Genomic DNA, 25,819 nt, shown 5'->3' with positions numbered 1-25,819 from the left:
CATGACTCAACCCAACCTTGCGCGCAGCTGGGTCGCATCCGCCAACGGGCATGCCGACTTCCCGTTGCAGAACCTGCCACTGGGCATCTTCAGCCATAAGGGCTCGGCCCCACGCAGCGGCGTGGCGATCGGCGAGCATATCTTCGACCTGCAGGCGGCGCTGGAAGCCGGCCTGTTCGACGGTGCGGCCAAGGCCGCGGTCGAAGCCACCCGTGGCGGTCAACTGAACGCCTTCTTCGAACTCGGCCGCAGTGCCCGCCAGGCCCTGCGCCAGCGCCTGCTGGAACTGCTCGGGGAAAACAGCAGCCTGCGGGGCCGGATCGAAGCCGAAGGGGCGAAGCTGCTGCCGCTGGCGGCGGACTGTGTCATGCACGTGCCGGCGAAGATCGGCGATTACACCGATTTCTACGTCGGTATCCAGCACGCGCAGAATGTCGGCAAGCTGTTCCGCCCCGACAACCCGCTGCTGCCCAACTACAAGCATGTGCCGATCGGCTACCACGGCCGGGCCTCGACCGTACGTCCATCCGGTACCGAGGTACGTCGGCCCAAGGGTCAGACCCTTCCTGCCGGGCAGAGCGAACCGGTGTTCGGACCTTGCGCCCGGCTGGACTACGAGCTGGAGCTGGGGATCTGGATCGGCCAGGGCAATGCCATGGGCGACTCGATCGCCATCGCCGACGCCGCGGAGCATATTGCCGGCTTCTGTCTGCTCAACGACTGGTCGGCGCGTGACGTGCAGGCCTGGGAGTACCAGCCGCTGGGGCCGTTCCTGTCCAAGAGTTTCGTCACCAGCATCTCGCCCTGGGTCGTCACCGCCGAGGCCCTGGAGCCGTTTCGCAAGGCCCAGCCGGCGCGTCCCGAGGGTGATCCGCAGCCGCTGCCGTACCTGCTCGACCCGCGGGACCAGGAAACCGGTGCCCTCGATATCGAGTTGGAAGTGCTGCTGCAAACCGAGGCGATGCGCGAGCAGCAGTTGCCACCCTTGCGCCTGGCCTTGAGCAACACCCTGCACATGTACTGGACCGTGGCGCAGATGGTTGCGCATCACAGTGTCAACGGCTGCCAGTTGCAGCCCGGCGACCTGTTCGGCTCCGGCACCCTGTCCGGCCCCGAGGCCGGCCAGTTCGGCAGCCTGCTGGAAATCACCGAGGGCGGCAAGAAAGTGGTGGAGCTGCCGTCGGGCGAAGTGCGCCGGTTCCTCGAGGATGGCGACGAAATCATCCTGCGTGCTCGCTGCCACCGCGAAGGCTTTGCGTCGATCGGCTTCGGCGAATGCCGTGGCAGGATCCTGCCGGCGCGTTGAGAGGAGCGAGCCATGGAGCTTTACACGTACTACCGCTCGACCTCGTCCTACCGGGTGCGGATCGCCCTGGCGCTCAAGGGCCTGGACTATCACGCGCAACCGGTCAACCTGATCGCGCCGGGGGGCGGTGAACACCGCCAGCCGGCGTACCTGGCACTCAACCCGCAGGGGCGGGTGCCGGCATTGCGCACCGATGCCGGGCACCTGCTGACCCAGTCGTCGGCGATCATCGAGTTTCTGGAGGAGCGTTATCCACAGGTGCCGCTGTTATCCCGCGACCTGGCGACCCGGGCCCAGGAGCGGGCGGTGGCGGCGTTGATCGGCTGCGACATCCATCCGCTGCACAACGTCAGCGTGCTCAACCTGCTGCGCCAGTGGGGGCATGATGAGCAGAAAGTTCAGGAGTGGATCGGGCACTGGATCACCCAGGGGCTGGCCGCCGTCGAGCAGTTGATTGGCGAGACAGGCTACTGCTTTGGCAATGAGCCGGGATTGGCGGACGTCTACCTGATTGCGCAACTGTACGCAGCCGAGCGCTTCAAGGTGCCGCTGGAGGCCTATCCGCGTATCCGCCGGGTCGCGGCGCTGGCACAGCAGCATCCGGCGTTCATCCAGGCTCACCCGGCCAATCAGCCGGATACTCCGGCCTGAGGAACGCCATGAGTGGGCCTCGATGTTCCTGATCGGGGCCTGCTTCATGCCTTCCAGTTTTTCTGGATGGCTGTCGCCTCGATCATTTCATAGATCCATTCATTGCCCACCTTGCGCTTCCTGAACAGATTCAGCTCGACGAGACCGTTCAATACCGCCGCCGCCGTGTTGTAGGCGCAACCGAGATTGTCTTTCACGCCAGTGACGGTGAATTGTTGCGCCACACCGGATTTTGCGACATTGAACACGACCCGCTGTTTTTCCGAAAGCTTCGCGTAGAGGCCGGATTCGTACAGGAATGTACTGAATCGGTTCATCGACTCGACAGTGGCGTCGTAAGTTTTCTTGAACTCTCCTATGGCACGGGTGATGACACGGCACTGATAGTCAACGAAGTAAGTCAGGTCCATGTCATCCGTTTCCGTGTACAGGTAGCTCTTTCCATATTGTATGGGCGCCGATTTCAGCAAGGTGCTGATGGCGATGTAACGGAACGCGCCAAACCCCCTTTTGAACAGATACCAGTAGAACAGCGAGCGGGCGACGCGGCCGTTACCATCATGGAACGGGTGCTCGAACCCTATCGCGAAGTGAAGAATGATCGCCTTCATGAGCGGGTGGATGTAGCTGAGGTTGCTCATGTCCGAATGGCTGGTATTGATCCATTCGCAGATCTGACGAAGGCGTGCGACGAGATTTTCTGCGGGAGGCGGTTGGTGGACCACATCGCCCCTGCCATCCTCGATGACGATACTGTCGTCATCCCTCAGGGCACCGGGGTGATAGTGTTGGTCGTCGATGCCTTCGACCCCCACCTGATGCAGCTCGGTGATCAGTTCCAGCGAGAGTTCACGGTCCCTGCATTCCCAAGCCAGTTTCATCATCTTGAAGTTGCCGATGATCATTTTTTCATCAGGTGTTCTCGGGCCCCGAGCCCGCTTCAACAGTTCCTTGGCCGCCCTTGTGGTGGTGGCTGCACCTTCCAGCTGGCTGCTGCTGATCGCTTCGTCTTCAACCAGATCCTTGAGCAGGTATTGCAGGTGTTTTTCCTCGCCAATTTTCGAACACATCCATTCCAGGGCAGCATTAGTCGTGTGCTGGTCACAGGCGGAAATGGCGATATGCATCGCTGGTGTATAGAACAGGGGGCAAGGAAGTAACGGATCGCCTAGCGAGAGCACGGCCCTTTGTTGTTTCTTGCGTTCTACCTTGACGACAGCCCAGGCCAGTTGCGGGTCCACCGCCTTGGGCCAGCGATAACGCAGTTCGTCGAAATGCCGGTAGCGCCCCCTGGCATCGACTGCCTGTGCGAGTTCCAGATACACCTCGAGCATCCCCATATGCTTTTCGATGATGGTTGCATAGGGACTGAGAAGAGTCGGTGGTGGAGCCTTGATCAGATTCATTTCAAGAAAACTCTCATTTGAAATGAGCATAGCGATGAGAGGAGTGCATTTCAATAAAGCCAAAAAATGAAATGCTGAATCTGATGGTTGTCCGCGAATGCTCGATGACCGCGATTGATCCGTACCCGGTGTCCTGCTAATGCACGACGGTATCGGGCGGCATGCGCCCAAGGCGTTCGGTCAGGCGCAGGCGCTGGATCGGGTCGTCGCTGAGCAGCAGGGCGCGTTCCAGGTCATAGCGTTCGGCCCGCGGACAGTCGAGTTTCTGGTACAGGCTGGCACGGGCCAGGTAGTCGCTGGCGTTGCCCTGGCCCAGTTCCAGGACCCGTTCGGCATCGCGCAGGCCGGCGAGGAAGTCATCGTTGGCCAGGTGCAGTTGCCGCAGGTTGCGCGACAGGCGCTGGAGCATGTCCACCGGTGACGCCGTCTGCATGTGTTCGGCACTCAGGAGCAGGGTCGGGCCGTACTGGCGGCTGAGCAACTCACGGCAATCGTTGGGGTAGAGACGGCGGCCGCCGCAGGGATCGAGCAGGTGGTCCGCGCCCGGTACCCGCAGCAGGAAGTGCCCGGGAAAGTTGACCCCCACCAGCGGAATCTCCAGGCCTCGCGCCAGCTCCAGGGCAATCAGTGCCAGCACCAGCGGTTGTCCGCGACGACGTTGCAGGACCTTGTCGAGCAGGGCGGCATGGGGGCGTAGCGGGGTGAACTCGTCCTGCTGGAAACCCAGCTCGTTCATGCGCCGCAGCAGCGGTTGCGCCAGCTCGCTGACCGGCAGCAGTGGCAGCCCCGCGCTGACCCGCTGTTGCAGATCCTTGAAATCGCGCAGCAGGCTTTCGGGCTGCACCTTGGAATCATGCTCGGCGGCGATCCACAACGCCGCTTCGAACACCGCGGGCGGCGTACGCTCCAGACAGGCAAAAAAAGCTTGGCGGGGGTTCATCGAAATCTCCGGCAGATGCTCTGTTTTAGCGCTGCGGCGGGGTTTCGTCCAGTGGTTTGGGCACCCCGGCGGGTTATGTCATAAAGCCTGCAATGCTGGCCGGCTTATTCCCCGGTACTTCGGCATTCTTTGCGGGCAGGCCTATACTCGCTGTGTACAAGAAGTGATCAGGGGGGCTATTCGATGTTTGCTCTCATGCAAAGCACTCGCCTTGAATCGCTGCACCTCAGCGTCGACCCGGTGACCGGGTTGAAGGCGGTGATCGCCATCCATAACCGTCGCCTGGGGCCTGCCCTGGGTGGTTGTCGTTACCTGGCCTACCCTGACGACGAATCCGCCATGACCGACGCCATCCGCCTGGCCCAGGGCATGAGCTACAAGGCGGCTCTCGCCGGCCTCCCGGTGGGCGGTGGCAAGGCGGTGATCGTCCGGCCTGCCCATGTCGAGAGCCGGGCCGCGCTGTTCGAGGCCTTCGGCCGCTGTATCGAACAGCTCGATGGCCGCTACATCACGGCGATTGACAGCGGCACTTCAACGGCCGACATGGATTGCATCGCCCAGTACACCCGGCATGTCACCAGCACCACCAGCGCGGGCGACCCTTCGCCTTACGCGGCCCTGGGGGTATTCGCCGGCATCCGTGCCACGGCCATGGCGCGCCTGGGCAGCGACAATCTCGAAGGCCTGCGCGTGGCGGTCCAGGGGCTGGGCAATGTCGGTTATGCCCTGGCCGAACAACTGCACGCGGTGGGGGCGGAGTTGCTGGTCAGTGACAACGACCCGGGCAAGGTGCAGTTGGCGATGGAGCAGTTGGGCGCCCACCCGGTCGCGACCGAGGCGTTGATCAGCACACCCTGCGATATCTTCGCGCCTTGCGGCCTGGGCAACGTCCTGACCAGCCAGAGCGTGATGCAGTTGCGTTGTGCGGCTGTCGCCGGTTCCGCCAACACGCAATTGACCAACCTGAGCGTCGCCGACCAGTTGGAAAAGCGCGGGATCCTCTATGCGCCGGATTACGTGATCAACTCCGGAGGGTTGATCTATGTGGCGCTCAGGCACCACGGGGGGGAGCTGTCGGACATCACCGCGCACCTGTCACGAATCGGTGCGCGGCTGACCGAGGTCTTTGCCCATGCCCAGGCGGAAAAACGCTCGCCAGCGCGGGTCGCGGACGAGCTGGCGGAACGCCTGCTGTACCGCTGAGGTCCCGGGTTACTCGGCGTCTGCCGGGGCCGAGAGCAGTTCGGACAGGGCGTCCGGCTGGCTCTTGAAGGCCTTGGCGAATACATCGCGGTTCTTCGCCATGTAGATGCCGACTTCTTCCACCTGTTGCTCGTTCAGCGAAGGCACGGCCTTCTGCAGGACTTCAGCCAGCAATTCGGCCAGTTCGAGCATCTTGTCATGACGGTCAGCTTCGGCTTTATCCATGAACAAACGCTCCAGATCTCGGCTGCTGCGGTATACCACTTCGACGGCCATTTACCACCTCACATGCCTTCTCGATAGGTTGTCTTGTGCGATTACTGTATTTATATACAGTTGAGAGGATATGCGAATCCTCGAGGTTTGGATAGTGGCTTTTTAATGTAGACCTGTTTCGGGTTTTGTCAGGGGGTGCGGCTTCCGGTCGCGGGCAAAGCCGCCGTCATAGGCCGGGGGCACGTGCCTCGAAGGCCGCGGTCACCATCTCACTCCAGCCCCTGGCCTTTTTTCTGCATGGCTTTTACGTGCAGTGAAACAGTCACCTTCAACCCGCATCATCCGATCGAGCCGATCTAAGGACGTGCACCGTGAAAATCAATTGGGCCGAGAAACTGCGGCAAAACGTGCATCAGGTGGCCGAGTCCCTGGGCAATCTGTTCGTCGAGTCCTTCCATTACCTGGCACTGTTCGCCATCGGTGGGGTCACGGCCTGGGCGGCCGTGATGGAGTTCCTGCTGATGATCGAGGAGGGGCACATCAAGATCGATGACATCCTCCTGTTGTTCATCTACCTCGAGCTGGGCGCGATGGTCGGGATCTACTTCAAGACCAACCACATGCCGGTGCGCTTCCTGATCTACGTGGCGATCACCGCGCTGACCCGCCTGCTGATCTCCAATGTGTCGCACCACAACCCACCGGACATGGGCGTGGTCTACGTGTCCGGGGCGATCCTGCTGCTGGCGTTCGCGATCCTGGTGGTGCGTTACGCCTCGTCGCAGTTCCCCTCGGTGAAGATCGAGCACCCGCAGCGCAAGGTCGGCGAGGGTTCGGCCGAACATCCTGAAGTGGAAAAAGGCGAGCTCTGAGCCCGCCTTCCAGGAACGCTCCCGTGGGTCAGTTGATCCACATCCCGGCCCGCAGGTGCCAGCCATCCCCACGCTGCTCCCAGTGCGGGTGCACGTAGCGGTAGCCGGGTCGCACCGGCTCCCAGTGGCCGTGCACCGCCACATAGCGGCGACCATCCCAATGCCAGTAGCCGCGGGCCCAGATGAAGCCCGGACGGTAGGCCGGCTCGACTTCGATGACTTCCTGCGGTGGCGGTTGTGGCGCCACCACCTCGACGTACCTGACCGGCGCAGGACGCTCGACGATCACCGGGCGTTCACGTACCACCCGTTCCTGCACACAGCCCGCTGCGGCGACCACAGCGATGGCCAACACGGCATAACGAAAAAACATCAGACCTCCTCGGACTCTTCCTGGCATGGCGTGTCTGTAGTGAACGACGGAATTTTCAGGTTCGGCCGTTGAATAGGTTGTAACAGTGTGTGTCTGTCCGTTGGCTGAACCCGAAGGCGCTTTGTTCCGTGTCGGCTGCCGTTTGTCGGGTGGGATGAAAGGGGCGTGGTCAGGCGCCTCAGGCGGCCCGATGAGTGAGGGGCCGTCAGGTTTCATACAGGCAGGCGGATGGACACTGGTCCTGTCGTGGACAATATTTTCCCTGCAAGGAAATCTCCCGCATGTCGCTTGCCCGTGCTGTTTTTCGACCTCTGTGCTGCTGGCTGCTCGTCTCTCTTTTCTGCCCCGTGGCCGCCATGGCGGCGGCCGCGCCCCTGAGCCCGGCTGATGCGGCCTGGCTGCGGCGTGACGGTTTCGACCTGGATGCAGCCAATGTCGCCCGCTTCCGGGCCATGGGCCGTACCGGGCTGTTGCAGGCGCAACTGAACGATCGTCTCCACGATTCGTTGCCGCCCGCCATCGAGGCCCAGTTGCAGGCCTATCCGATCCTGGCGACCCCGTTGCAGGCGACCCTGCTGGCCTTCCGGCAGGCCCAGGAGCAGGTCAAGGCGATGCCCACGGGCGATCCCCAGGCCGAGGCGAAGAAGTCCTTGCAGCGACAGGCCAACGACGCCGCCGACCAGGCCCGGCAGATCGTCCTGCTGCGGGCGGTCTACGGCAGCAACCCGCTCCAGGAACAGCTGGTGTGGTTCTGGCTCAACCACTTCAGCGTCTTCGCCGGCAAGGGCTTGGTGCGGCTGATGGTGGCCGACTACGAGGAACGGGTGATCCGCCCCCACGCGCTGGGCAAGTTCAAGGATCTGGTATTGGCGACGCTCAAGAGCCCGGCCATGCTGGAATACCTGGACAATGCGCAGAACGCCCGGGGCAAGGTCAACGAGAACTACGCCCGTGAACTGATGGAGCTGCACACCCTGGGTGTCGGCTCCGGCTATACCCAGCAGGATGTCCAGCAACTGGCGCTGATCCTCACCGGTGCCGGGGTGCTGCCGCTGGATGGCCGGGTGCAGAAGTTCGGCCCGCGGGTCGCGCCGCTGGTGGTGCGCGACGGCCTGTTCCAGTTCAACCCCAACCGGCATGACTTCAGCGACAAGGTGCTGCTGGGCCAGCCGATAGCCGGCAGCGGCTTCGACGAGATCACCCGCGCGGTGGAGTTGATCACCCGGCAGCCGGCCTGTGCCCGCTTCATCTCGCGCAAGCTGGCCGAATACTTCGTCGCCGATCAGCCACCGCAGGCCCTGGTCGATCGCATGAGCGCCACCTTTCAGCGCACCGACGGCGATATCGCCCAGGTCATGGGCACGCTGTTCGAGTCGCCGGAGCTGCAGCACAGCGCCGGCAGGAAATTCAAGGATCCGATGCAGTTCCTGGTCTCGGCCGTACGCCTGGCCTACGACGGCAAACCGATCGCCAACCCGCGTCCGCTGCTCAACTGGCTGAACCAGCTGGGCGAGCCGTTGTTCGGCCGTCTGACGCCCGATGGCTGGCCGCTCGATGCGGCCGGCTGGGCCAGTTCCGGGCAGATGTCAAAGCGCTTTGAAATCGCCCGGGCCATTGGCGCGGGCAGCAATCGGCTGTTCACGCCCGAGGGCAGCCAGAGCATCGGTGCCGGATTCCCGCTGATCACCACGCCGCTGTACTACGACGCCATTGAGCCGCATCTGTCGGCGGCCACCCTTGGGGCGCTGAATCAGGCCCGGTCGCCGCAGGAGTGGAACACCTTTCTGCTGTCCTCCCCCGACTTCAACCATCGCTAGGTGCCCTGATGAATCGTCGAGACTTTCTGCTGGCCTGTGCGGCAGGCGCGGTGACGCTGCCGGGCCTGTCGTTTTCCACCCGGCTGTTCGCCGCCCCCGCGTCGGCCCCGCGTTTTCTGCTGGTGTTCCTGCGCGGTGGCTACGATTGCAACAACCTGCTGGTGCCCTACGCCAGCGACTTCTACTACGAGTCGCGTCCGAGTCTGGCGATTGCCCGCCCGGATGCCCACAACGCCGACAGCGCCATCGCCCTGGATGGCCACTGGGGCCTGAACCCGGTGCTGCGGGATTCGATCTATCCGCTGTGGCAGCGCAAGCAGATCGCCTTTGTGCCGTTCGCCGGGACCGACGACCTGTCCCGCAGCCATTTCGAGACCCAGGACAATATCGAGGCCGGGCAGCCGGCCGGGCAGCAGGCCCATTACCGGTCGGGCTTCCTCGCCCGCCTGGCGGGCGCCGTCCCCGGCAGCGCGCCGATCGCCTTCACCGACGCCCTGCCGGCGAGCTTCCAGGGCGGCCGGGATATCCCCAACCTGTCGCTGCGTGGGCTGTCCAGCCCGGTGTTCGATGAGCGCCAGTCGAACATTCTCGCCTCGATGTACCAGGGCACGCCGCTGGCGGCGTCGGTCGCCGACGGCCTGGAACTGCGCCAGCAGGTTTCCCGAGAGTTGCAGGAGGAAATGCAGAAGGCCGGGCGCGGCGCACCGACGGCCCGCAACTTCGCCGCCGAAACCCGGCGCATCGCCACCCTGTTGCGCGATCAGTACCGCCTGGGTTTCGTCGATGTCGGCGGCTGGGATACCCATGTCAATCAGGGGGGCGTCCAGGGGCAACTGTCGAACAACCTGGCCAACCTCGGCCAGGGCCTGGCCGCGTTTGCCGAGGCCATGGGCGAGCAGTGGAAAGACACCACGGTGGTGGTGGTTTCGGAGTTTGGCCGAACCTTTCGCGAGAACGGCAACCGCGGCACCGACCACGGGCACGGCACGGTGTATTGGGTGCTGGGCGGCAGCTTGCGGGGCGGGCGGATCGCCGGTGAGCAGGTGGCGGTGAACGCGGCCGGCCTGCTGCAGAACCGCGACTATCCGGTGCTCAACAACTACCGTGACCTGCTGGGTGGGCTGCTGGGGCGGACCTGGGGAATGTCCGCTGCGCAGTTGCAGGTCGTTTTCCCCGGCGCGCGCCCCAATGGGCTGCAATTGGTCTAGATCGCCAGGTAGCCGAGCTCCGGCCGGGGAAGCCTGGCAGGGCGGGCCAGCAGCTTGAGATTGTCGTCATCGGTCATGGCCGTGAGAATCTCCAGGGCGCTGTGGCCCTGCTCGATGGCGATGCCGAACTGCACGCTCTGTATCAGGCGTTTCAGGCGCTGCGGGTCGTTGCGTTGCGCCGGGCTGATCATCCGCTTGGCGACCACGCCGTCGGCATTGGACAGAGTCAGCAGGATGCTGCCATCCAGGCCCTGCAGGCTCAGGTTGACCCGGTACTCGGGCTGGAAGGCGTCGTTGATCAACTGGAAGGGATTGTCCATGGTTTTCACCGTTCTGATCGGAACATGCAGGCATTGACTACGTGGAAACCGGATTGGTTCGTTATTCCGGACCACTGGCCATCCGTGGTCCTGGCTTCATGCCGGAACCGTCGAACTGGAGAATGACAAAGCAAGCCCTGTGCCGGATCGCGGGCGGGGCGTTCGCCATGAGCGGGGAGGTCGATTCGGTGGGGATTTTCAGCTGACGTTGTGTCGGGAAATTTCAGATGCTAAGGCCTGACCCAATTCCCGACCATACCAGTGCTTTTGCGGCTTGTCCGGCTTTTTTTGTCGAAAAATATTTATCTTTTCAAAGGGCTTGAATTGTTTTTCCAGCTGCCCAACTCTGTAGACAAGAGGCTATGTTTCGCACTGCCTCCAGCGGTGCGGCGAACCTCTTGCGAGCTAGCTGAAATAAGGGAAGAACTATGCAAATCCAAGTCAATAGTGATAACCATATTCAAAGCAGCAAACGACTGGAGGAGTGGGTCCGTACGACCGTTGAGAGCACGCTCGAACGCTACGAAGACGACCTGACCCGGGTCGAAGTCCACCTCGGGGATGAGAACGGCGACAAGCCCGGCCCCCACGATATTCGTTGCCAGATCGAAGCCCGGCCAAAAGGCCGCCAACCGATTTCCGTCACCCATAAGGCCGATACGCTGGAACAGGCGATCGACGGCGCGTCCAGCAAACTGGAGCATGCACTGGAACACCTGTTCGGCAAACTGGCGGCCAAGCGCGCCACCATCGTCAGGGGCGAGCGCCGCGACCTGGGTGATGCCCTTCTGGAAGAGGAGTTCGAAGAGAAAGAGCGCGTACGCCTGGCCGCCAATGGCTGACCGTCAGCGCTGAAGAAAAGGGCCTGCATTTGCAGGCCCCTTTTTTTTGCCTGGCGTAATCCCCATCGCGGTGTCGTCGATGATCAATGAAATATTCGTTTGGTACCTTTGCGTATGAGAATATTTATCATTAGTATTGCCTGACCATTTGTCGCGACTCATCGGAGACTTCCCCGTTGTCGTCTCTCGCTTCTTCCTCTTTTCCCAGGTTGGTCCATGAATAGCAGCGCTGATGGGCTGTCGGTTTCCTATGGTCTGCTTGCCTATTCGCAGGTGAACGCGGCGCCGCAGGGCCTGGTGTCCCGCCCGGCGGCTGCGCGAGTGCTGGCTTGAACCTGATGCTGACGCCACCCGAATCGCCACAAGGCAATGACCTGGAAAGCAGTGCCGGGCGCGCGCATTTCCTGCGGGTATTCCTCTCCCAGCGTTCGCAGATGGAAGCCCTGGTCAGCCGCCGCGTCGGCTGTCGGGCGACGGCGGCCGACCTGGTGCAGGACCTGTTCCTGCGCTTCTGGCGCCGGCCGCTGGTGCAGGTGGAGGAGTTGAGCACCTACCTGCTGCGCTGTGCCGGCAACATTGCCATCGATCATCTGCGCAGCGAGGGGGCCCGGGTGCGAGTCAATGAAGGCTGGTTGCCCGAGCAGCCCACCGAGAGCCACGAGCCCGAGGCGGCCTTGGAAGCCGGCAATGACCTGCGGCATGTCGAAGCGGCGTTGCGGGCGCTGCCGGAGCGCACGCGGCAGATTTTCCTGCTGAACCGCATCCATGGGCGCAAGTACGCCGAGATCGCCCGGGCCATGGGGTTGTCCCAAAGTGCCGTGGAAAAACATATGATGCGCGCCCTCGAAGCCTGCAAGGCCAGCCTTCGTGATCCCCAGATACCGCGCACGCCAGGGAATGCCTCGAAATGAACCGCTCCAGCGTCCAGGTGACGCCCGCTCAGGAACAGGCCGCGCTGGTCTGGTTGAGCCGCTTGCACGACCAGCCCGGCAGCGCCGAGCAGGCGATGTTCAGCCGTTGGTTACAGGCTGATCCGGCCCATGCCGAGGCCTATGCCCAGGCCCAGGTGCTCTGGGAACTGAGTGAGGTGCCGGCCAGCCGCCTGGCGCAGGAAGAGGCCTTCGCCCTGCAGGGGTTGCTCAGGGAAATGGACCGTCCGCGTCGTAGCGTCTTGCGCCGCTGGTCCGGGCCGTTGGCAATGGCCGCCTGCCTGTTGTTGATGATCGCCATCGGCGCCGGTTGGCAGCCGCAGCGCTGGCTCGACGATCTGGGCGCGGATTATGTGTCGGCGCCGGGGCAGGTGCGTACGGTGACCCTGGCCGATCGCTCCGAGGTGACCCTGGACACCGACAGTGCCATCGCCGTGGATTTGCGCGGCGGCGAGCGGCATGTTCGGCTGCGTCGTGGTTCGGCGTTCTTCAGTGTCAGCCACACCGGCGAGCCGTTCGTGGTCGAGGCCAGGGGCGGCGAGGTGCGGGTACTGGGGACTCAGTTCGAGGTCCGCCTGCAGGGCGAGGGCGCGCGGGTCACCGTGCTGTCCGGGCGGGTCGGGGTTACGCCCGCTCAGGGCGCGGCGCAACAGGTGCTGACCGCCAACCAGCAGCAGGCCTATGCCGACGGCGCGGCGCAACCGCTGCAGACGGTGGACAGCGATCTGCAACTGGCCTGGCGCCAGGGCTGGCTGAACTACTCGAAGGCGCCGCTGGCCGAGGTGGTGGACGACCTGCGACGCTACTACCCGGGGCGCATCCTGCTGTTCAACGACGCCCTGGCGGCGCGGCGGATCAGCGGCAGTTTCCCCAATCGGGACCCGCAGGCGGTGCTGGATTCGCTGCAGGGCGTGCTGGGGTTCGAACAGCACAGTCTGCTGGGGCGGGTCATCGTGTTGCGCTGAGTGTCCTGGCCTGGACCTGAGCATCAGCCGCGGCTCCGGATAATCAAGCCATCACCCTGCGAGCCCTGAAAATATTTTCAAAAAGGAGGTGAGGTAAACCCGGACGTCATTCGTGTAGTGGGTGAAAGTGCGATGCATTCGCATCAACGGCTTATCTATACACGGGTCTCCAGCATGAAGTCCAAGGCAAAATCGGTGGCAGGCAATTCGGTCAAACAGTGGCTCGGCGCTTCGGCGCTGGCGGTTTCAGGGCTGGCCCTGTTGCCGTCGAGCGTGGTCCGGGCGGTTGAAGCGAGCACGCAGCAAAGTGCAGTCTTCAACTTTTCCATCGCCGCCAAGCCGCTGCCCCAGGCCCTGAACGATTTCAGCCGGGTCACCGGCCTGAGCGTGGTCTACACCGATGAGGCGCCCTACAACCTGCAGGCCCCGGCGGTCAGCGGTCAGTTGAGTGCCGAGCAGGCCATGCAGCGCCTGCTCGGCAACTCCGGTTTCACCTTCCGTCGTACCGACGAACACACCCTGGCCCTGGAGCCGCTGCCGACCGAAGGTGCGCTGAACCTCGGCGCCACCACCATCAACGGCAACCGCCCGAACGATGGGGGCGGCACCAGCTACCAGCCGCCGCAGGTCACCTCGATTGCCCGCTCCAGCGCCTCGCTGCAGGAGATCCCGCAGACCATCAACATCGTCCCGGCCCAGGTCATCCGCGACCAGACGCCGCGCAATCTGGACGATGCGTTGAGGAACATCAGCGGCATCACCCAGGCCAACACCCTCGGCAGCACCCAGGACGCGGTGATGATCCGTGGTTTCGGCGACAATCGTAATGGCTCGATCATGCGCGACAGCATGCCGGTGGTGCAGGGCCGTGCCCTGAACGCCACCACCGAGCGGGTCGAAGTGCTCAAGGGTCCGGCGTCGCTGCTCTACGGCATCCAGGACCCGGGCGGGGTGGTCAACCTGGTCAGCAAGAAGCCTCAACTGGAGCAGTACAATGCGGTGACGATCCGCGGCTCGACCTATGGCTCGGGCAAGAACGGCAGTGGCGGCAGCCTCGACAGCACCGGGGCGATCGGCGACAGCAACCTGGCCTACCGGATGATCGTCGATCATGAAGACGAGGATTACTGGCGCAACTTCGGCACCCACCGCGAGACCCTGATCGCACCGTCCCTGGCCTGGTTCGGCGACAACACCAAAGTCCTGTTCGCCTATGAACACCGCGAGTTCCTGACCCCGTTCGACCGTGGCACCGCCATCGACCCGAAGACCAACCATCCGCTGAATATTCCGGCCGACCGCCGCCTGGACGAGCCGTTCAACGACATGGAAGGCCGTTCCGATCTCTACCACTTCGAGGTCGACCACGACCTGAACGACAACTGGAAAGCCCACTTCGGCTACAGCTGGAACCGCGAGACCTATGACGCCAGTCAGGTGCGTACCACTTCGGTGAATGCCAACGGCACCCTGACCCGCAGCATGGACGGCACCCAGGGCGCACTGACCACCGACCGCTTCACCACCGCCAGCCTCGAAGGCAAGGTACAACTCGTCGGCCTGCAGCATGACCTGGTGTTCGGCGTGGATGACGAGTACCGCAAGGTCTACCGGGCCGAGCTGATCCGCCAGAACCAGCGCCGCGCGTTCAACTACCTCAATCCGGTGTATGGGCGTGAAGTGGAGGGAACCACCGTCAGCGCCAAGGACAGTGCCCAGACCGATCTGCTGCGCAGCGATGCCGTGTTCCTGCAGGACTCGATCCACCTCGATGACCAGTGGATCCTGGTCGCTGGCGGGCGTTTCGAGACCTTCGACGAATATGCCGGCAAGGGCCAGTCGTTCCAGGTCAACACCAATACCAACGGGCAGAAGTTCTCGCCACGTTACGGCCTGGTCTACCGCTACACCGACGAGCTGTCGTTCTATGGCAGTTACACCGAGTCGTTCAAGCCCAACTCGACCATTGCCCCGCTGTTCACCACCGGCACCCAGCGCCTGGTTCTCGACGGCTCGATCGATCCGGAAGAGTCCAAGTCCTGGGAACTGGGCGCCAAGCTCGACATGCCGGGCCGGGTGACCGCCACCGCGGCACTGTTCGATATCCACAAGCGCAACGTGCTGGTCACCGTCGCCGAAGGCGCGACCAACGTCTACAGCGTGGCCGGGGAAGTGCGTTCCCGTGGCCTGGAAATGGATGTCAGCGGCCAGTTGAGCGACCGCTGGAGCGTGATCGGGAGCTATGCCTACACCGATGCCCAGGTCACCCGGGATGCCAACTTCCAGGGCAACGACCTGCAGAACGTGGCGAAGAACAGCGGCTCGTTGTCGGCGGTGTACGACTTCGGCACGATCATCGGTGGCGACCAGCTGCGCGTCGGCGCCGGGGCCCGTTATGTCGGCGAGCGTGCCGGTGATGCGGCCAACACCTTCGAACTGCCGGGCTACACCGTGGCCGATGCCTTCGCGACCTATGACACCAAGGTCGAAGGGCAGAAGGTCAAGTTCCAGCTCAACGTGAAGAACCTGTTCGACAAGACCTACTACACCTCGGCGGCCAGCCGGGTCTTCGTCTCCATGGGGGATTCGCGGCAGGTCTCGCTGTCCAGCACCCTGGAGTTCTGAGCAGGTATACGGTTCGCCTGCCGGGTATCGCCGGCAGGCTCACCCTCTGGCACCTTAACCGCAGCTGTCCGAGCGCTTCATGTCCCGGGAAAGCCGGCTATCCTGCATGGATTCCCGGGGCCCTGTTACCGCATAATTCCTTCTGTTGACTCGATAAGTACCTTTTCCTATGTGCCTCGTTGAGTGATGGGCCGCGCCTTGCCGCGCGGCTCTTCTGTGTCTGTGTCAATTGAAGTTGGGGCATTGGATGAATTGGCTACAAGGTTTCACCGGCAGGGGCGTCGTGGTCGTCTGCTGCGCATTGCTCGGGGCCTGTTCCAGCAAGGCGCCGCCAGCACCCGAGCCGGTGCGTACGGTTATCCTGCAGGCGGCGCAGTTGCCGTTGCCGCTGCCACGTTCGAATTTCTGCGCCGGGCTCGACAACACCCTGCGCAGCCCGGTCATGCAGGGGGCGGTGACCTCGCTGGTGGTGCGTGAGGCGGGCAGCGGCAGTCTGGTCTGCGAATACAACGCCCAAAGCCGGCTGGTGCCGGCTTCGAGCATGAAGCTGGTGACCACGGCGGCGGCCATGGACGTGCTGGGCGCCGACTTCCGTTTTTCCACCACCGTGCTGAGCACCGGCGTGCAGCAGGGTGGGCTGCTGGTCGGCGACCTGTACCTGCGCGGCAGCGGCGACCCGAGCATGCGTCAGGAGGATTACCAGGCCCTGGCGGCGGATCTCGCCCGCAAGGGCATCACCCGGGTGCGGGGCCGGCTGATCCTCGACGACACCGCTTTCGACCGCCAGCGCCTCGGGCTCGACTGGGACCCGGCGGATGAGCAGCAGTACTTCGCCGCGCAGATTTCCGCGTTGAGCGTGTCGCCGAATGCCGACTTCGATGCCGGCTCGATCCTGGTCAATGTGCGGGCCGCGGGTGTACGCCAGCCTCCACGGGTCAGTTTCACTCCAGAGAACCGCTACATGACCCTGGCCAATCGCGCGATCACCGGGCGTGGTGGTCCGCTGGTGGTCAGCCGGGCCTCCGGCAGCAACCTGCTGCAGATCAGCGGGGCCTTGCCCAAGGGCGCCGAGCGTGTGGTGCAGCTGAGTGTCTGGGAGCCGACCGGGCTGGTGGCCGACGTGTTCCGTAGCGCGCTGCTCCAGCGCGGTATCGTCGTCGAAGGTGGCAGCGTGCTGGGACTGACCACGCCAGCCCAGGCCCGGCCGCTGGCGGAGCACCAGTCGCCGGTGCTGGCGGAGCTGATGCCGCCGTTGCTCAAACTGTCGAACAACAACATGGCGGAAATCCTGCTCAAGGCCATGGGCCGCAAGACCGCCAACAGCGGCACGGCGGTGGCGGGCGCGGCGGCGGTGAGCGGTTTCCTGCAGCGCCAGGGCGTCTCGCCGGCCGGTTTGCAGCAGTTCGACGGTTCCGGCCTGTCCCGGCGTAACCAGGTGTCGGCGCGGACCCTCAGCGATCTGCTGCTGGCGGTGCGCAACCGGCCCTGGTTCAACGCCTGGTACGCGGCGCTGCCGGTGGCCGGCAACCCCGAGCGGATGGTCGGCGGCACCTTGCGCAAGCGTCTGCGCGGCACGGCGGCGGCGAACAATGTGCACGCCAAGACCGGCAGCATGCGTGGCGTGTCGTCGCTGGCCGGGTACGTCACCAGCGGCAACGGACAACCGCTGGTGTTCGCCATGTTGACCAACAACTACCGGGTGGGCGGCTGGGCGATCAAGGACATCGAGAATCAGGTGGTGACGGCGCTGGCCAACAAGACCGATTGAGCCCTGGCCTGTGGGGGCAGTCCAGGGAGCAGTGTTCGACCTTCAGTACAGAAATGCCTGCCGGTACTGGCCGGGCGTGGCCCCCAGTACCTGGCGGAAGCGGTTGGTGAAGTGGCTGGCACTGGCGAAACCACAGGCCAGGGCGATCTCTCCGAGTGGCCGGGCACTGCCGCGCAACAGCACCCGCGCCCGTGCCAGGCGGCGCGCCAGGACATACTGGTGGGGCGGCAGGCCGAAGCTGTGGCGGAACATCCGCGCGAAGTGATATTCGGACAATGTACATAACCCGGCCAGCTCGCCAAGGCTCAACGGCTGTTCCAGCCGGTGGTCGATGTAGTCCACCAGCAGGCGCCGCTGATGCGCGGCCAGCCCGCCCTTGAGCCGCAATCCCTGGCGCAGGCCGACCTGGTTGAGCAGCGCATGATCGAGCAGGTCATGGGCCAGGCTGCTGCCGAGCAGGCGTTCCGCCGGTTCGTTCCAGTCCAGCCCGATCAGTTGGCGAAAGCGGCCGGCCTGCTGCGGGTCTTCGAGAAAGGTGTGCTCCTGCAACTGCAGTTCACGCGGCTCGCGGTCCAGCAGGGTGACGCAACCGAGGGCGAACTGCTCCGGGCTGAAGTACAGGTGCGCCAGCCGGATGCTGCCGTTGATCACCCAGCCGGACTGGTGTTCGGCCGGCAGGATGCACAGCTTGTCCGGGCCGCCCTTGGTCTCGGGCCGGCCACGGCGGAAGGTGCCGGTGCCACCGGCGAGGTAGCAGGACAGGGTGTGATGGCCGGGCGCCTCGTAATCCTGGGCATCGTGGTGGTTGCTCCAGATGGCGGCCGCCAGCCCGTCGCCCAGCTCGGCGCTGTGTTCCAGGCGCGAATGGGGCGAGCGGTTGAGGGCTTGAAAGACTTGCAGGGTATCCAGTGCGGACATGGTCTGTTCTCCAACGTCTCGCATGCTACTCCCTCGCGGGCCGGCTGCCAGCCCCAGGCGATGACCGTCGCGACAAAAGCGCAAGTTTCTGCAAGCGCGAGCCTGCGCCATGGCCGCAGACTGGGCCGGACTTTCAGGAGCCCGCACCATGAACCTCTTTCTCTATCTGCTCACCGTACTGATCTGGGGTACCACCTGGATCGCCTTGAAACTGCAACTGGGCGTGGTGGCGATTCCGGTGTCGATCGTCTATCGCTTCGGCCTGGCGGCGCTGGTGCTGTTCGTCATGTTGCTGCTCAGCCGGCGCCTGCAGCCTATGAACCGGCGGGGTCACCTGATCTGCCTGGCCCAGGGCCTGTGCCTGTTCTGCCTGAATTTCATGTGTTTCCTCACCGCCAGCCAGTGGGTTCCCAGTGGCCTGGTGGCGGTGGTGTTTTCCACCGCGACCTTGTGGAATGCCCTGAACGCCCGGGTATTCCTCAGGCAGCGGATCGCCCGTAACGTGCTGCTGGGCGGCGCCCTGGGCCTGCTGGGGCTGGGCCTGCTGTTCTGGCCCGAACTGTCCGGGCACAGCGCCGGCCCGCATACCGCGCTGGGCCTCGGCCTGGCGTTGCTCGGTACCCTGTGCTTCTCGGCCGGCAACCTGCTTTCCAGCCTGCAGCAGAAGGCCGGGCTCAAGCCACTGACCACCAACGCCTGGGGCATGCTCTACGGCGCGGCGATGCTCGGCACCTACTGCCTGCTCAGCGGCATTCCCTTCGCCATGGAGTGGAACACCCGCTATATCGGCTCGTTGCTGTACCTGGTGATTCCGGGCTCGGTGATCGGTTTCACCGCCTACCTGACCCTGGTCGGTCGCATGGGGCCGGAACGGGCCGCGTACTGTACGGTGCTGTTCCCGCTGGTGGCGCTGAACGTCTCGGCCTATGCCGAGGGTTACCACTGGAGTGCCCCGGCACTGCTCGGGCTGCTGACGGTGATGGCCGGCAACGTGCTGGTGTTCCGCAAGCCCGCTGCCCCACGGCCTGCGGTGGCGGTGAAGACAGCATGAGCCCGGTCGGCGTGATACCCGGCTAACGCCCGGCGACCGTCGCGGTTTTCTAGGCTGGCGTTTTCAACGCTTGCCAGGGAGGCCGAATGAGCCCGCCGGAACCACCATCGCCAACCACCGCGTTACTCCCAGCCGATATCGCTGCGGGCGTCGACCCGCAGCTCGACGCCTTCGTCGCCCGCCAGAACCCGGGCCTGCATTCCCGTGACAGTTGGGCCCGGCAGCAGGTCCTCGACCATATCACCCAGACGTTCCAGGCTTCCATGGGCCCGCTGAACGAGAGGGAGCAGCGCACCTGGCTCGGTCTTTTCCATTCATTGAACGCGACCGGAAATGCCCTGGATACCGAGAGCCGGCGTCTGCTCGACGAGTTCGAACAGAACGGTCTGCGCGAGTTGCGCAAGTGGCTCAAGCAGATCAGCCGCCTGGACCTCGACCCGCAAACCACCTATCTGCACACCGCCTATGCCCTGGATCCGCAGACGCCTGGCAGCTTGCCATCGATCTTCAAGCGGGCACTCGATACCAGTAGCGTGACGGTCGTGGAGGTGGCGACGCTGTCGCTGTGGGACGCCGCACGCCTGAACTTCGCCTTCTTCGACTTCCCTGAAGTGAAAGGCCGCTGGATCAGCCATGACCAGGGGGCAGAGAGTGTCAGCAAGTACGGTCTGCTCGAGGTGGACGATTTCATCCGCATCGTCCGGGAACTGAACCTGGGCGCCGACCTGCGCCAGCGGGTCGAGAAGGCCCTGGCTCCCGATGCCGGGCTGAGCCGGGCGATCAGCGCGCACATGCACGACCTGTTCCGCTTCAACCTCTATGACGCGCCACGCAATGCCAACAACAGCGGCCTGAGCCGGGAACTGTTCGACGCCTTGCGCGATGCGCTGGAACTCGGCCTGCCCTGGCTGAAGGTCGAGCATGTGTCGCTCAAGCTGCCGGACTCGCTGCCGGGCCGTATCGCCGAGGTGGAATTCACCATCGAGGAGGCGATCCTGCAGCTGTTTTCGTCGAGTCCTTCGGACCACGGGCGTTTCCATTTGCCGTTGCTGATCATCCGGGTCCCCGGGGTGGTCGGGCTGTACAGCTATTGTGCCGAACGGCCGGGCGGGGTGTTGCGTCACCACGTGTCGCAGGCGGCCTTCGAACATGAGTTCAAGGCCCTGCTCCAGGTCGACAACGCCCGCGGACAACTGGGCTGGCTGATCTCCTCGCTGTCCTTCGAGCAGCAGGGCCGGCTCTGGCCACTGCTCGATCCCGAGCACAAGCCAGAGGGCCTGAACTGGGCCGCCGGGAAACTCTACGACGCCTTTCACTGGGTGTTTCCGGTCCGGACCCTGGATGACCTGGAGTTTGCCTACCAGCCCACCGGGCAGGATCCACAGCAGGCGTTGAGCACGTTCTACAGTTGGCGTTTTCGCGTCAATGTCGAGGCGATGGCGGTGTCCAAGGGGCAACAGGATTGGCGGGCGGTCAAGGAGGGGGTGGTCACCTTCATGCACCATTTGCTCGACCTGTTGCTGACGCCGGTGCCGGGAGGGCTGGGCAGTATCGGCCGGATCGTCACGGCTGCCCTGGGCATGAATCTGGTGATGGAGCTGTACGAAGGGATCGAGCAGGCCGGGCAGGGCCATCCGGAAAGCCTGCTGCAGGCTGGGCTGGAAATCGGCAGCCTGTTGCTGATGGGCGGCTTGCATGGCTATGCCGGGCGCCTGGCTTCGCGACACATTGCCAGCGAGTTCGCCCAACTGGACCGGTACCGCATGGTGCCGGGTGGGAGCACGGTCACCCGCCTGTGGAAAGACAGCCTGATTCCTTATGCGCGCAAGCGTCTCGAACTGGCCTCGGTGTTCGATGGCGACGGGCTGGGCCGCCAGGGTGGCAAGCTGTATGGCCAGGCCAGGGAGAACGATCAGGAACTGACGGTCGAGCTGCAGTACGACAAAATCCTGCCGGGTTATCGGGCGGTCCCGGCCGACCCTGCGGCATTTCACCCGCCGATGGCCTACGATCCCGAGTCCCGGCGCTGGTCGGTGTCCCTCGACGACAGTCGAACGCTTTCGGATACCCGCCTGCTCGAGCGCATGGTCGCTCTGAAAGGGGGGACCCCGGAGCAGTTGCGGCGGGTTCTGGAGACCAGTGGCGTTTCCCGCGATCACCTGGACCAGGTCTGGTCGGGGCAATCGCCGCAACCGGCACTGGTTGAAGCGCTGGAGCGTTTCGAGGTCGAGCAGGGGATCGCCGGGATCGTGGCCGCCGACGAAGAGCAGGGCCTGCTGTCGCCCATGTCCCTGCGTGTGCTGTTCTGCCTCTTGCCTCACTTGTCACTCTGGCCCGAGGACCTTTGCCTGCGGGTTCATGACAGCAACGGCGAACTGCAGCAGGTTTATGGCCGGCGCCAGCGCCTGGGCATGTTCAGTCGCTCGGTGAAAATCAGGCAACTGGCGCAGGGCGGTTTCGTCGAGCATTCCGGGGTGGCCGGCGCGGCGATGACCACCCTGGCCCATGAAGCCGGCGTGCTCGACCTGATCCTCGGCCTGTTGCCCGGTGAGACACTGATCGGCGGCATGGAGCCGGTGGTGCGACGTGTGCTGGTGGGCGAGGTGCGTCTTCAACTCGGCGTGATGGCGCGTGAACGTTCGGCAGAACTGTTCGAAGCTCTGGGCATGTATTCGGGCTGGTTGAAGATCGATGCCGGCACCAGTACCCATGCCTCGAGCAGCGGCGCCATCGGCTACCTGCCGGTATTCCTCGGCGGCATGCCGCATTCGGTGGTGACCCTGCGCCTGTTGTATCCACACCTGTCGTTGCCCAGGCTGGCGCGGTTTCTGCGCGACCATCCGCTGTCGTCGACGCAGGTCGGGGAGTTGCTGGACGCTCGACGTGTGCCTTATCGGCTGCGCTACAGCCTGGATCGCGAGCAGCAGTTCAGCGTCCTGGGACGTGTGCTGGATGGCATTCGCCAGGTGCGTTCGTTCCATGAGTCAACGGATGCCTGGTTGCAATGCATCGCCGACGACTTTCTCCATGATCGCCTGGGCAGCGGCCTGAGGTGGGTCGAGGGTGACAGTGCGGCCCTGCCCGTGGCGGACCGGTTGTCGCTGCGTCGATACGGGCAAGGCACCTACTCCACGTTGCAGGCACGCCACCAGCCGAACGTCGACCTGTCGGTGCCGAGCCAGAGTTTCTATCTGGCACTGGCCGCGTCGCTCTCGACGCGGGAGCAGGGACTGCTGGGGATGTCTTCGCCGCAGGACATCCAGTCGCTGCGCGACGGCATCTTTGCCTATCTGCTGACGTTGCGTCGGGAGGACGGCAGCCTGGGGCTTCGGCTGGAACAGTATGCGCGCCCGCTTCCGGTCAGCCCCCTTGCGGTGGCGGCTGTGCCAGGGCTGTACACGCTGGATCGGCGTTGGCTGGTACGCCTTGGCGAAGACTTTCATGAAGTCGAGTGGGATGGTTTGTTCGGTGAGTGGCGGGGGCGGCACCCGACGGCCATGGGCGCCTATGGGCCCTTGCTGGAACACAATGGGCGCGGCGGCTGGTGGCATGAGTTCGAGCAGCCGTTGGCCTGGAGCGCGGAGCGGGCGCTGCGGCGCCTGCTGGGGGACGGCCCGGAGCTTTCCGAGAGTCTGGTCCGCCAGGTGCTGGGCACCAGTGGGGTGCCGGACAGCCTGCCCGGTCGGCTGCTGTTCGAGAACCAGGTGCCGGTGCCGCTGCTGGACGAGGTCAGCCGGCACTTCGGCCTGGCCCGCCCGCCGGCCCGTGCTGAGGCCTCCAGTGAACTCGCGCCCTTGGTGAGCGTTGTCCGGGAGCAGTTTCCGTCACTGAGTGAGGAACTGGCGCAGGCCATGCTGGAGCAGGCGGAGTCGTCCGAATGCCGGCTGATTCGCGAGTCCCGGCGGCTGCCGCTGGGGTTGGCCGAGGAGGCCCGCTACCTGAGTGGCGAGATCGACGTCTGCCGGCTGTACGAGAGCCTGTGCCTGCCCACCGAGAGAACCGACGTCAACGATACGTTGCTGTTGCAGTTGCTCGAACATTTGCCCGGTTGGGAGCCGAGCCTGCGGATCGAGTTGCGCCGCGATACGGCGGCCGGTCCGTTGATCGCCCGTGTCGGGGTCGATACGGCCATGACTCGCCGGATACTGGTCAAGAGCGATGCGGGTTATGAATCGTTCGCCATGGAGCGCGATGGTGCCCGCAGCCTGGCGACGGTTCATGAGGATCCGTTTTCCGCCGTGCTGCTGGCCTTGCCGCAATTGCGGCGTACCACTCTGGGGATCGCTCATCTCGGCGAGACGGTCGAGCAGGATCTGAAAAGGGTGATGTTCCAGAGGGCGGCAAGTGATCGCAATCAGCTCAGGCGCCTGCTCGGACAATCTCCGGTCATGCCCTGGGCCCACCTGCCGCAACGCCTGGTGCGCCTGGTCGGTGGCACGCTGGGCTATCCGCTGACCGGACGGGCAAGAGCGAGCGGCTATCCGCCCGGCCTGCTCAGAAAGCTCAGGGGGCTCTATCGCGGTTGTAGCGATGCGCAGTTGTTCAGCATTCTGGCGGACCTGGGCCGCACGACCGAGGAACGCACCCGGGCTGTCGAGGGGCTGCAGGCCGAGTATCGCCGGCTCAGGAAGGAACTGGCTGCCTGGGTGGCTGCACCGCTGCTCTATGAGCCCGAGTCTTTCTCTGTCGATAGCCGGGTCGTCCCGCGTCGGGAGATTGCCCGGCGTATCCGGCGCTGCTGGCGTCGCCAGAGCACCGGGGCGCAATCGCCGTTGTCCTACGTGTTGGTGCTCGACGGCCTGGAAGTCGAGGATCTGCCGGAGCTGAATGCCGATTTCAGCCATGTCACGCTGCTGTCGATGAACAACATGGGACTGGAAGGCGTTCGCTACCTGAGCCGGTTCCTGAGAAGCTTCACCGGGCTGACCACCTTGCGCATGGAGCGTAGCGGCTTGAGCAGCCTGCCCAACGGTATCTCCCAGTTGCAGAAGCTGCAGGTGCTGTCGCTGGAGAACAACCGCGTGCGCCTGATCCGGGGTACTGCACGGGAGCTGGAGGGATTGACGCAACTGCTCGAACTCAATCTCAATGGCAACCCGCTGGCCGTGCTCCCCGATTTTGCCAGCCTGCAGCGTTTGCGGGTGCTGCGGCTCAGTCACACCGGTATTCACGAATGGCCCCCCGGATTGCTTGGGCTCAGGGATCTGGTGAGGGTTGAGCTGCGGATGAACACCATCAGCGATCTGCCGGTGCAGTTGTTCAATGGGAACGATCAGCTCTGTCATGGGACCGATCTGTCGGGTAATCCACTGTCCTCCCAGGCACTCAGTGCGATTCTCAACTACCGGCAACGGCATGAGCAGCAGGTGAACTTCGGCATTGAGGACCTGCCGGTATCGTCCACGTTCGGGATCGACCGTTGGGCGGTGGGTGGCGAAAAGACCCCGCACAGGATCGCACTGTGGCGTCAGCTCAGGGATCTGCCGGGGGCGGACGTGTTCTTCCTGCTGTTCGAGCGCATGAGCTCGCCGCCGACCTTCTTCAGTGTGCACTATCAGGGGGCGCGCAACGATCTGAGTGCGCGGGTCTGGCGAGTGCTCGAGGTGGCCTCGCAGAGCCTGAGCCTGTGCAACCGGTTGTTTCAGATCGAGGGGCACTGGCGTTATTCGGGGTCCACCAGTTACCAGATTTTCAACCGCCTGGAGTTTGCCGTGAATTGCCACGAGGCCTTGAAGCTGGAGCCTCAGGCCGCCGAGTCCCGCTTGCTGACACTGTTGAGAGGGCAGTTCCGCCTGGAGGCCATGCGCCTGGCAAGCACTGTCCGGCATACGTCGCCGCTTTTCTGGTATCGGGCCTACTATGATGCACTGGCGCGGGACCTGGCCTTGCCCGACCAGTTCAATGGCCTGTTCAGCACCAGCCCGGTACGGCTCAGCCCACGACAGATCGAAGAGATGAAGGCGCAGGTGCTGAGCCAGGAGCTTGCCGTGCAGTCTCCCCAGTCACCGGTCACCGATCCGTCACGGATGTTGCTGAGTGAGGTACTCGAAGAGTTGCCCGAGGAGGTTGCGCCGGAGCCGCCCGAGGTGTTGCCCGAGTACCTGCCCCAGGAGGATGCCATGCCGGTCGAGGATGGCAGTTCTGCGCTGGTGCGGTTCCTGGTGAGCAACGATGTCTGGAGCAATTTCCTGATTCATGCCCATGACGCCGATTTTCAACGGGTCTTCGGCAAGCTGCTGGCGTACGACAGCCATCCGGAAGACAACGAGTATCGCCTGCTCTGGCGTACCCGGATGAGCCAGTTCCAGTACAACACGCGGCGTTCGGTCTGGGTCAGGTACTGGACCATCCGGGCACTGCTCAAGGAGGGGGTATCGGCCTTGGGCAGTGCCTGAGGCCGATCGGTCGC

General features: G+C 64.0%; 20 protein-coding genes. 13 read left to right on the top strand and 7 right to left on the bottom strand.

Annotated features, from left to right (window positions below):
* The first annotated feature begins 1 nt into the window (after position 1).
* Positions 2 to 1,306 carry a fumarylacetoacetase gene (gene fahA, locus ACZ5KU_RS26300; RefSeq protein ID WP_054060359.1) on the top strand — a complete coding sequence of 435 codons (1,305 nt, stop codon included), beginning with the start codon at positions 2 to 4 and terminating at the stop codon, positions 1,304 to 1,306.
* Positions 1,307 to 1,318: 12 nt separating this feature from the next.
* Positions 1,319 to 1,957, top strand: coding sequence for a maleylacetoacetate isomerase (maiA, locus tag ACZ5KU_RS26295; protein WP_054060360.1), 639 nt, complete (start codon positions 1,319 to 1,321; stop codon positions 1,955 to 1,957).
* A 44-nt stretch (positions 1,958 to 2,001) separates the two neighbouring features.
* Here the strand turns inward: maiA and ACZ5KU_RS26290 are convergent, their stop codons facing one another.
* Together ACZ5KU_RS26290 and ACZ5KU_RS26285 are read right to left on the bottom strand one after the other, a co-directional pair.
* Positions 2,002 to 3,357 carry a Fic family protein gene (locus tag ACZ5KU_RS26290; RefSeq protein ID WP_464737436.1) on the bottom strand — a complete coding sequence of 452 codons (1,356 nt, stop codon included), beginning with the start codon at positions 3,355 to 3,357 and terminating at the stop codon, positions 2,002 to 2,004.
* Positions 3,358 to 3,499: 142 nt separating this feature from the next.
* On the bottom strand, positions 3,500 to 4,303 hold the full coding sequence (locus tag ACZ5KU_RS26285) for a SirB1 family protein (RefSeq protein ID WP_054060362.1): 804 nt from the start codon (positions 4,301 to 4,303) through the stop codon (positions 3,500 to 3,502).
* A gap of 183 nt (positions 4,304 to 4,486) precedes the next feature.
* Here ACZ5KU_RS26285 and ACZ5KU_RS26280 point away from each other — a divergent pair, with 183 nt between their 5' ends.
* Positions 4,487 to 5,506, top strand: a complete 1,020-nt coding sequence (locus ACZ5KU_RS26280) for a Leu/Phe/Val dehydrogenase (RefSeq protein ID WP_054060363.1) — start codon at positions 4,487 to 4,489, stop codon at positions 5,504 to 5,506.
* A 9-nt stretch (positions 5,507 to 5,515) separates the two neighbouring features.
* On the opposite strand, the gene ACZ5KU_RS26275 is transcribed toward ACZ5KU_RS26280, so the two are convergent.
* Positions 5,516 to 5,782 (bottom strand): YebG family protein, encoded by a 267-nt coding sequence (locus ACZ5KU_RS26275; protein ID WP_054060364.1) that lies wholly within the window; start codon positions 5,780 to 5,782, stop codon positions 5,516 to 5,518.
* 311 nt (positions 5,783 to 6,093) lie between these two features.
* Here ACZ5KU_RS26275 and ACZ5KU_RS26270 point away from each other — a divergent pair, with 311 nt between their 5' ends.
* Positions 6,094 to 6,594 (top strand): phosphate-starvation-inducible protein PsiE, encoded by a 501-nt coding sequence (locus ACZ5KU_RS26270; RefSeq protein WP_054060365.1) that lies wholly within the window; start codon positions 6,094 to 6,096, stop codon positions 6,592 to 6,594.
* Between the two features lie 28 nt (positions 6,595 to 6,622).
* Here the strand turns inward: ACZ5KU_RS26270 and ACZ5KU_RS26265 are convergent, their stop codons facing one another.
* Positions 6,623 to 6,967, bottom strand: coding sequence for a YXWGXW repeat-containing protein (locus ACZ5KU_RS26265; protein WP_054060366.1), 345 nt, complete (start codon positions 6,965 to 6,967; stop codon positions 6,623 to 6,625).
* Between the two features lie 281 nt (positions 6,968 to 7,248).
* Between ACZ5KU_RS26265 and ACZ5KU_RS26260 the strand changes: the two genes are divergently transcribed.
* The gene (locus ACZ5KU_RS26260; protein WP_464736465.1) at positions 7,249 to 8,784 is read left to right on the top strand and encodes a DUF1800 domain-containing protein; all 1,536 of its coding nucleotides are present in this window, start codon (positions 7,249 to 7,251) and stop codon (positions 8,782 to 8,784) included.
* A gap of 8 nt (positions 8,785 to 8,792) precedes the next feature.
* Positions 8,793 to 9,992, top strand: a complete 1,200-nt coding sequence (locus ACZ5KU_RS26255; RefSeq protein WP_464736464.1) for a DUF1501 domain-containing protein — start codon at positions 8,793 to 8,795, stop codon at positions 9,990 to 9,992.
* On the opposite strand, the gene ACZ5KU_RS26250 is transcribed toward ACZ5KU_RS26255, so the two are convergent.
* Positions 9,989 to 10,312, bottom strand: a complete 324-nt coding sequence (locus ACZ5KU_RS26250) for a DUF3509 domain-containing protein (RefSeq protein ID WP_054059997.1) — start codon at positions 10,310 to 10,312, stop codon at positions 9,989 to 9,991. The two genes, ACZ5KU_RS26255 and ACZ5KU_RS26250, sit on opposite strands and share 4 nt — an antisense overlap.
* A 428-nt stretch (positions 10,313 to 10,740) precedes the next feature.
* Between ACZ5KU_RS26250 and ACZ5KU_RS26245 the strand changes: the two genes are divergently transcribed.
* Positions 10,741 to 11,154: an HPF/RaiA family ribosome-associated protein gene (locus ACZ5KU_RS26245; RefSeq protein ID WP_054059996.1), complete on the top strand. Its 414-nt coding sequence runs from the start codon at positions 10,741 to 10,743 to the stop codon at positions 11,152 to 11,154.
* A 3-nt stretch (positions 11,155 to 11,157) separates the two neighbouring features.
* On the opposite strand, the gene ACZ5KU_RS26240 is transcribed toward ACZ5KU_RS26245, so the two are convergent.
* Entirely contained in the window at positions 11,158 to 11,316 is a 159-nt protein-coding gene (locus ACZ5KU_RS26240; RefSeq protein ID WP_464736463.1) for a hypothetical protein, read from the bottom strand.
* Positions 11,317 to 11,492: 176 nt separating this feature from the next.
* On the opposite strand from ACZ5KU_RS26240, the gene ACZ5KU_RS26235 reads away from it, so the two are divergent.
* The 4 genes from ACZ5KU_RS26235 to dacB all read left to right on the top strand — a co-directional run bounded on the left by ACZ5KU_RS26235 (position 11,493) and on the right by dacB (position 17,441).
* Positions 11,493 to 12,065, top strand: a complete 573-nt coding sequence (locus ACZ5KU_RS26235; protein WP_081006049.1) for an RNA polymerase sigma factor — start codon at positions 11,493 to 11,495, stop codon at positions 12,063 to 12,065.
* A complete protein-coding gene (locus ACZ5KU_RS26230; RefSeq protein WP_054061718.1) occupies positions 12,062 to 13,048 on the top strand; it encodes a FecR family protein in 987 nt (328 codons plus the stop codon). Before ACZ5KU_RS26235 ends, ACZ5KU_RS26230 begins: the two co-directional genes overlap by 4 nt.
* Before the next feature lie 174 nt (positions 13,049 to 13,222).
* A complete protein-coding gene (locus tag ACZ5KU_RS26225) occupies positions 13,223 to 15,673 on the top strand; it encodes a TonB-dependent siderophore receptor (RefSeq protein ID WP_464736462.1) in 2,451 nt (816 codons plus the stop codon).
* Positions 15,674 to 15,920: 247 nt separating this feature from the next.
* Positions 15,921 to 17,441: a D-alanyl-D-alanine carboxypeptidase/D-alanyl-D-alanine endopeptidase gene (gene dacB / locus ACZ5KU_RS26220; protein WP_464736461.1), complete on the top strand. Its 1,521-nt coding sequence runs from the start codon at positions 15,921 to 15,923 to the stop codon at positions 17,439 to 17,441.
* A gap of 42 nt (positions 17,442 to 17,483) precedes the next feature.
* Here dacB and ACZ5KU_RS26215 read toward each other — a convergent pair whose 3' ends face one another.
* Positions 17,484 to 18,359: a helix-turn-helix domain-containing protein gene (locus tag ACZ5KU_RS26215; RefSeq protein ID WP_464736460.1), complete on the bottom strand. Its 876-nt coding sequence runs from the start codon at positions 18,357 to 18,359 to the stop codon at positions 17,484 to 17,486.
* A 148-nt stretch (positions 18,360 to 18,507) separates the two neighbouring features.
* Between ACZ5KU_RS26215 and ACZ5KU_RS26210 the strand changes: the two genes are divergently transcribed.
* Together ACZ5KU_RS26210 and ACZ5KU_RS26205 are read left to right on the top strand one after the other, a co-directional pair.
* Positions 18,508 to 19,410, top strand: a complete 903-nt coding sequence (locus ACZ5KU_RS26210; protein ID WP_054060421.1) for a DMT family transporter — start codon at positions 18,508 to 18,510, stop codon at positions 19,408 to 19,410.
* Positions 19,411 to 19,496: 86 nt separating this feature from the next.
* On the top strand, positions 19,497 to 25,805 hold the full coding sequence (locus ACZ5KU_RS26205) for an NEL-type E3 ubiquitin ligase domain-containing protein (protein ID WP_464736459.1): 6,309 nt from the start codon (positions 19,497 to 19,499) through the stop codon (positions 25,803 to 25,805).
* Positions 25,806 to 25,819: the final 14 nt, after the last annotated feature.

The organism is Pseudomonas sp. Tof1 (assembly GCF_055390395.1).
This window is presented reverse-complemented; position numbering and strand designations above follow the sequence as displayed.

Coding starts and splice junctions, on each gene's coding strand:
- fahA (WP_054060359.1), top strand. CDS start 2: ATGACTCAACCCAACCTTGCGCGCAGCTGGGTCGCATCCGCCAACGGG.
- maiA (WP_054060360.1), top strand. CDS start 1,319: ATGGAGCTTTACACGTACTACCGCTCGACCTCGTCCTACCGGGTGCGG.
- ACZ5KU_RS26285 (WP_054060362.1), bottom strand. CDS start 4,303: ATGAACCCCCGCCAAGCTTTTTTTGCCTGTCTGGAGCGTACGCCGCCC.
- ACZ5KU_RS26280 (WP_054060363.1), top strand. CDS start 4,487: ATGTTTGCTCTCATGCAAAGCACTCGCCTTGAATCGCTGCACCTCAGC.
- ACZ5KU_RS26275 (WP_054060364.1), bottom strand. CDS start 5,782: ATGGCCGTCGAAGTGGTATACCGCAGCAGCCGAGATCTGGAGCGTTTG.
- ACZ5KU_RS26265 (WP_054060366.1), bottom strand. CDS start 6,967: ATGTTTTTTCGTTATGCCGTGTTGGCCATCGCTGTGGTCGCCGCAGCG.
- ACZ5KU_RS26260 (WP_464736465.1), top strand. CDS start 7,249: ATGTCGCTTGCCCGTGCTGTTTTTCGACCTCTGTGCTGCTGGCTGCTC.
- ACZ5KU_RS26255 (WP_464736464.1), top strand. CDS start 8,793: ATGAATCGTCGAGACTTTCTGCTGGCCTGTGCGGCAGGCGCGGTGACG.
- ACZ5KU_RS26250 (WP_054059997.1), bottom strand. CDS start 10,312: ATGGACAATCCCTTCCAGTTGATCAACGACGCCTTCCAGCCCGAGTAC.
- ACZ5KU_RS26245 (WP_054059996.1), top strand. CDS start 10,741: ATGCAAATCCAAGTCAATAGTGATAACCATATTCAAAGCAGCAAACGA.
- ACZ5KU_RS26240 (WP_464736463.1), bottom strand. CDS start 11,316: ATGAGTCGCGACAAATGGTCAGGCAATACTAATGATAAATATTCTCAT.
- ACZ5KU_RS26235 (WP_081006049.1), top strand. CDS start 11,493: ATGCTGACGCCACCCGAATCGCCACAAGGCAATGACCTGGAAAGCAGT.
- ACZ5KU_RS26230 (WP_054061718.1), top strand. CDS start 12,062: ATGAACCGCTCCAGCGTCCAGGTGACGCCCGCTCAGGAACAGGCCGCG.
- ACZ5KU_RS26225 (WP_464736462.1), top strand. CDS start 13,223: ATGAAGTCCAAGGCAAAATCGGTGGCAGGCAATTCGGTCAAACAGTGG.
- dacB (WP_464736461.1), top strand. CDS start 15,921: ATGAATTGGCTACAAGGTTTCACCGGCAGGGGCGTCGTGGTCGTCTGC.
- ACZ5KU_RS26215 (WP_464736460.1), bottom strand. CDS start 18,359: ATGTCCGCACTGGATACCCTGCAAGTCTTTCAAGCCCTCAACCGCTCG.
- ACZ5KU_RS26210 (WP_054060421.1), top strand. CDS start 18,508: ATGAACCTCTTTCTCTATCTGCTCACCGTACTGATCTGGGGTACCACC.
- ACZ5KU_RS26205 (WP_464736459.1), top strand. CDS start 19,497: ATGAGCCCGCCGGAACCACCATCGCCAACCACCGCGTTACTCCCAGCC.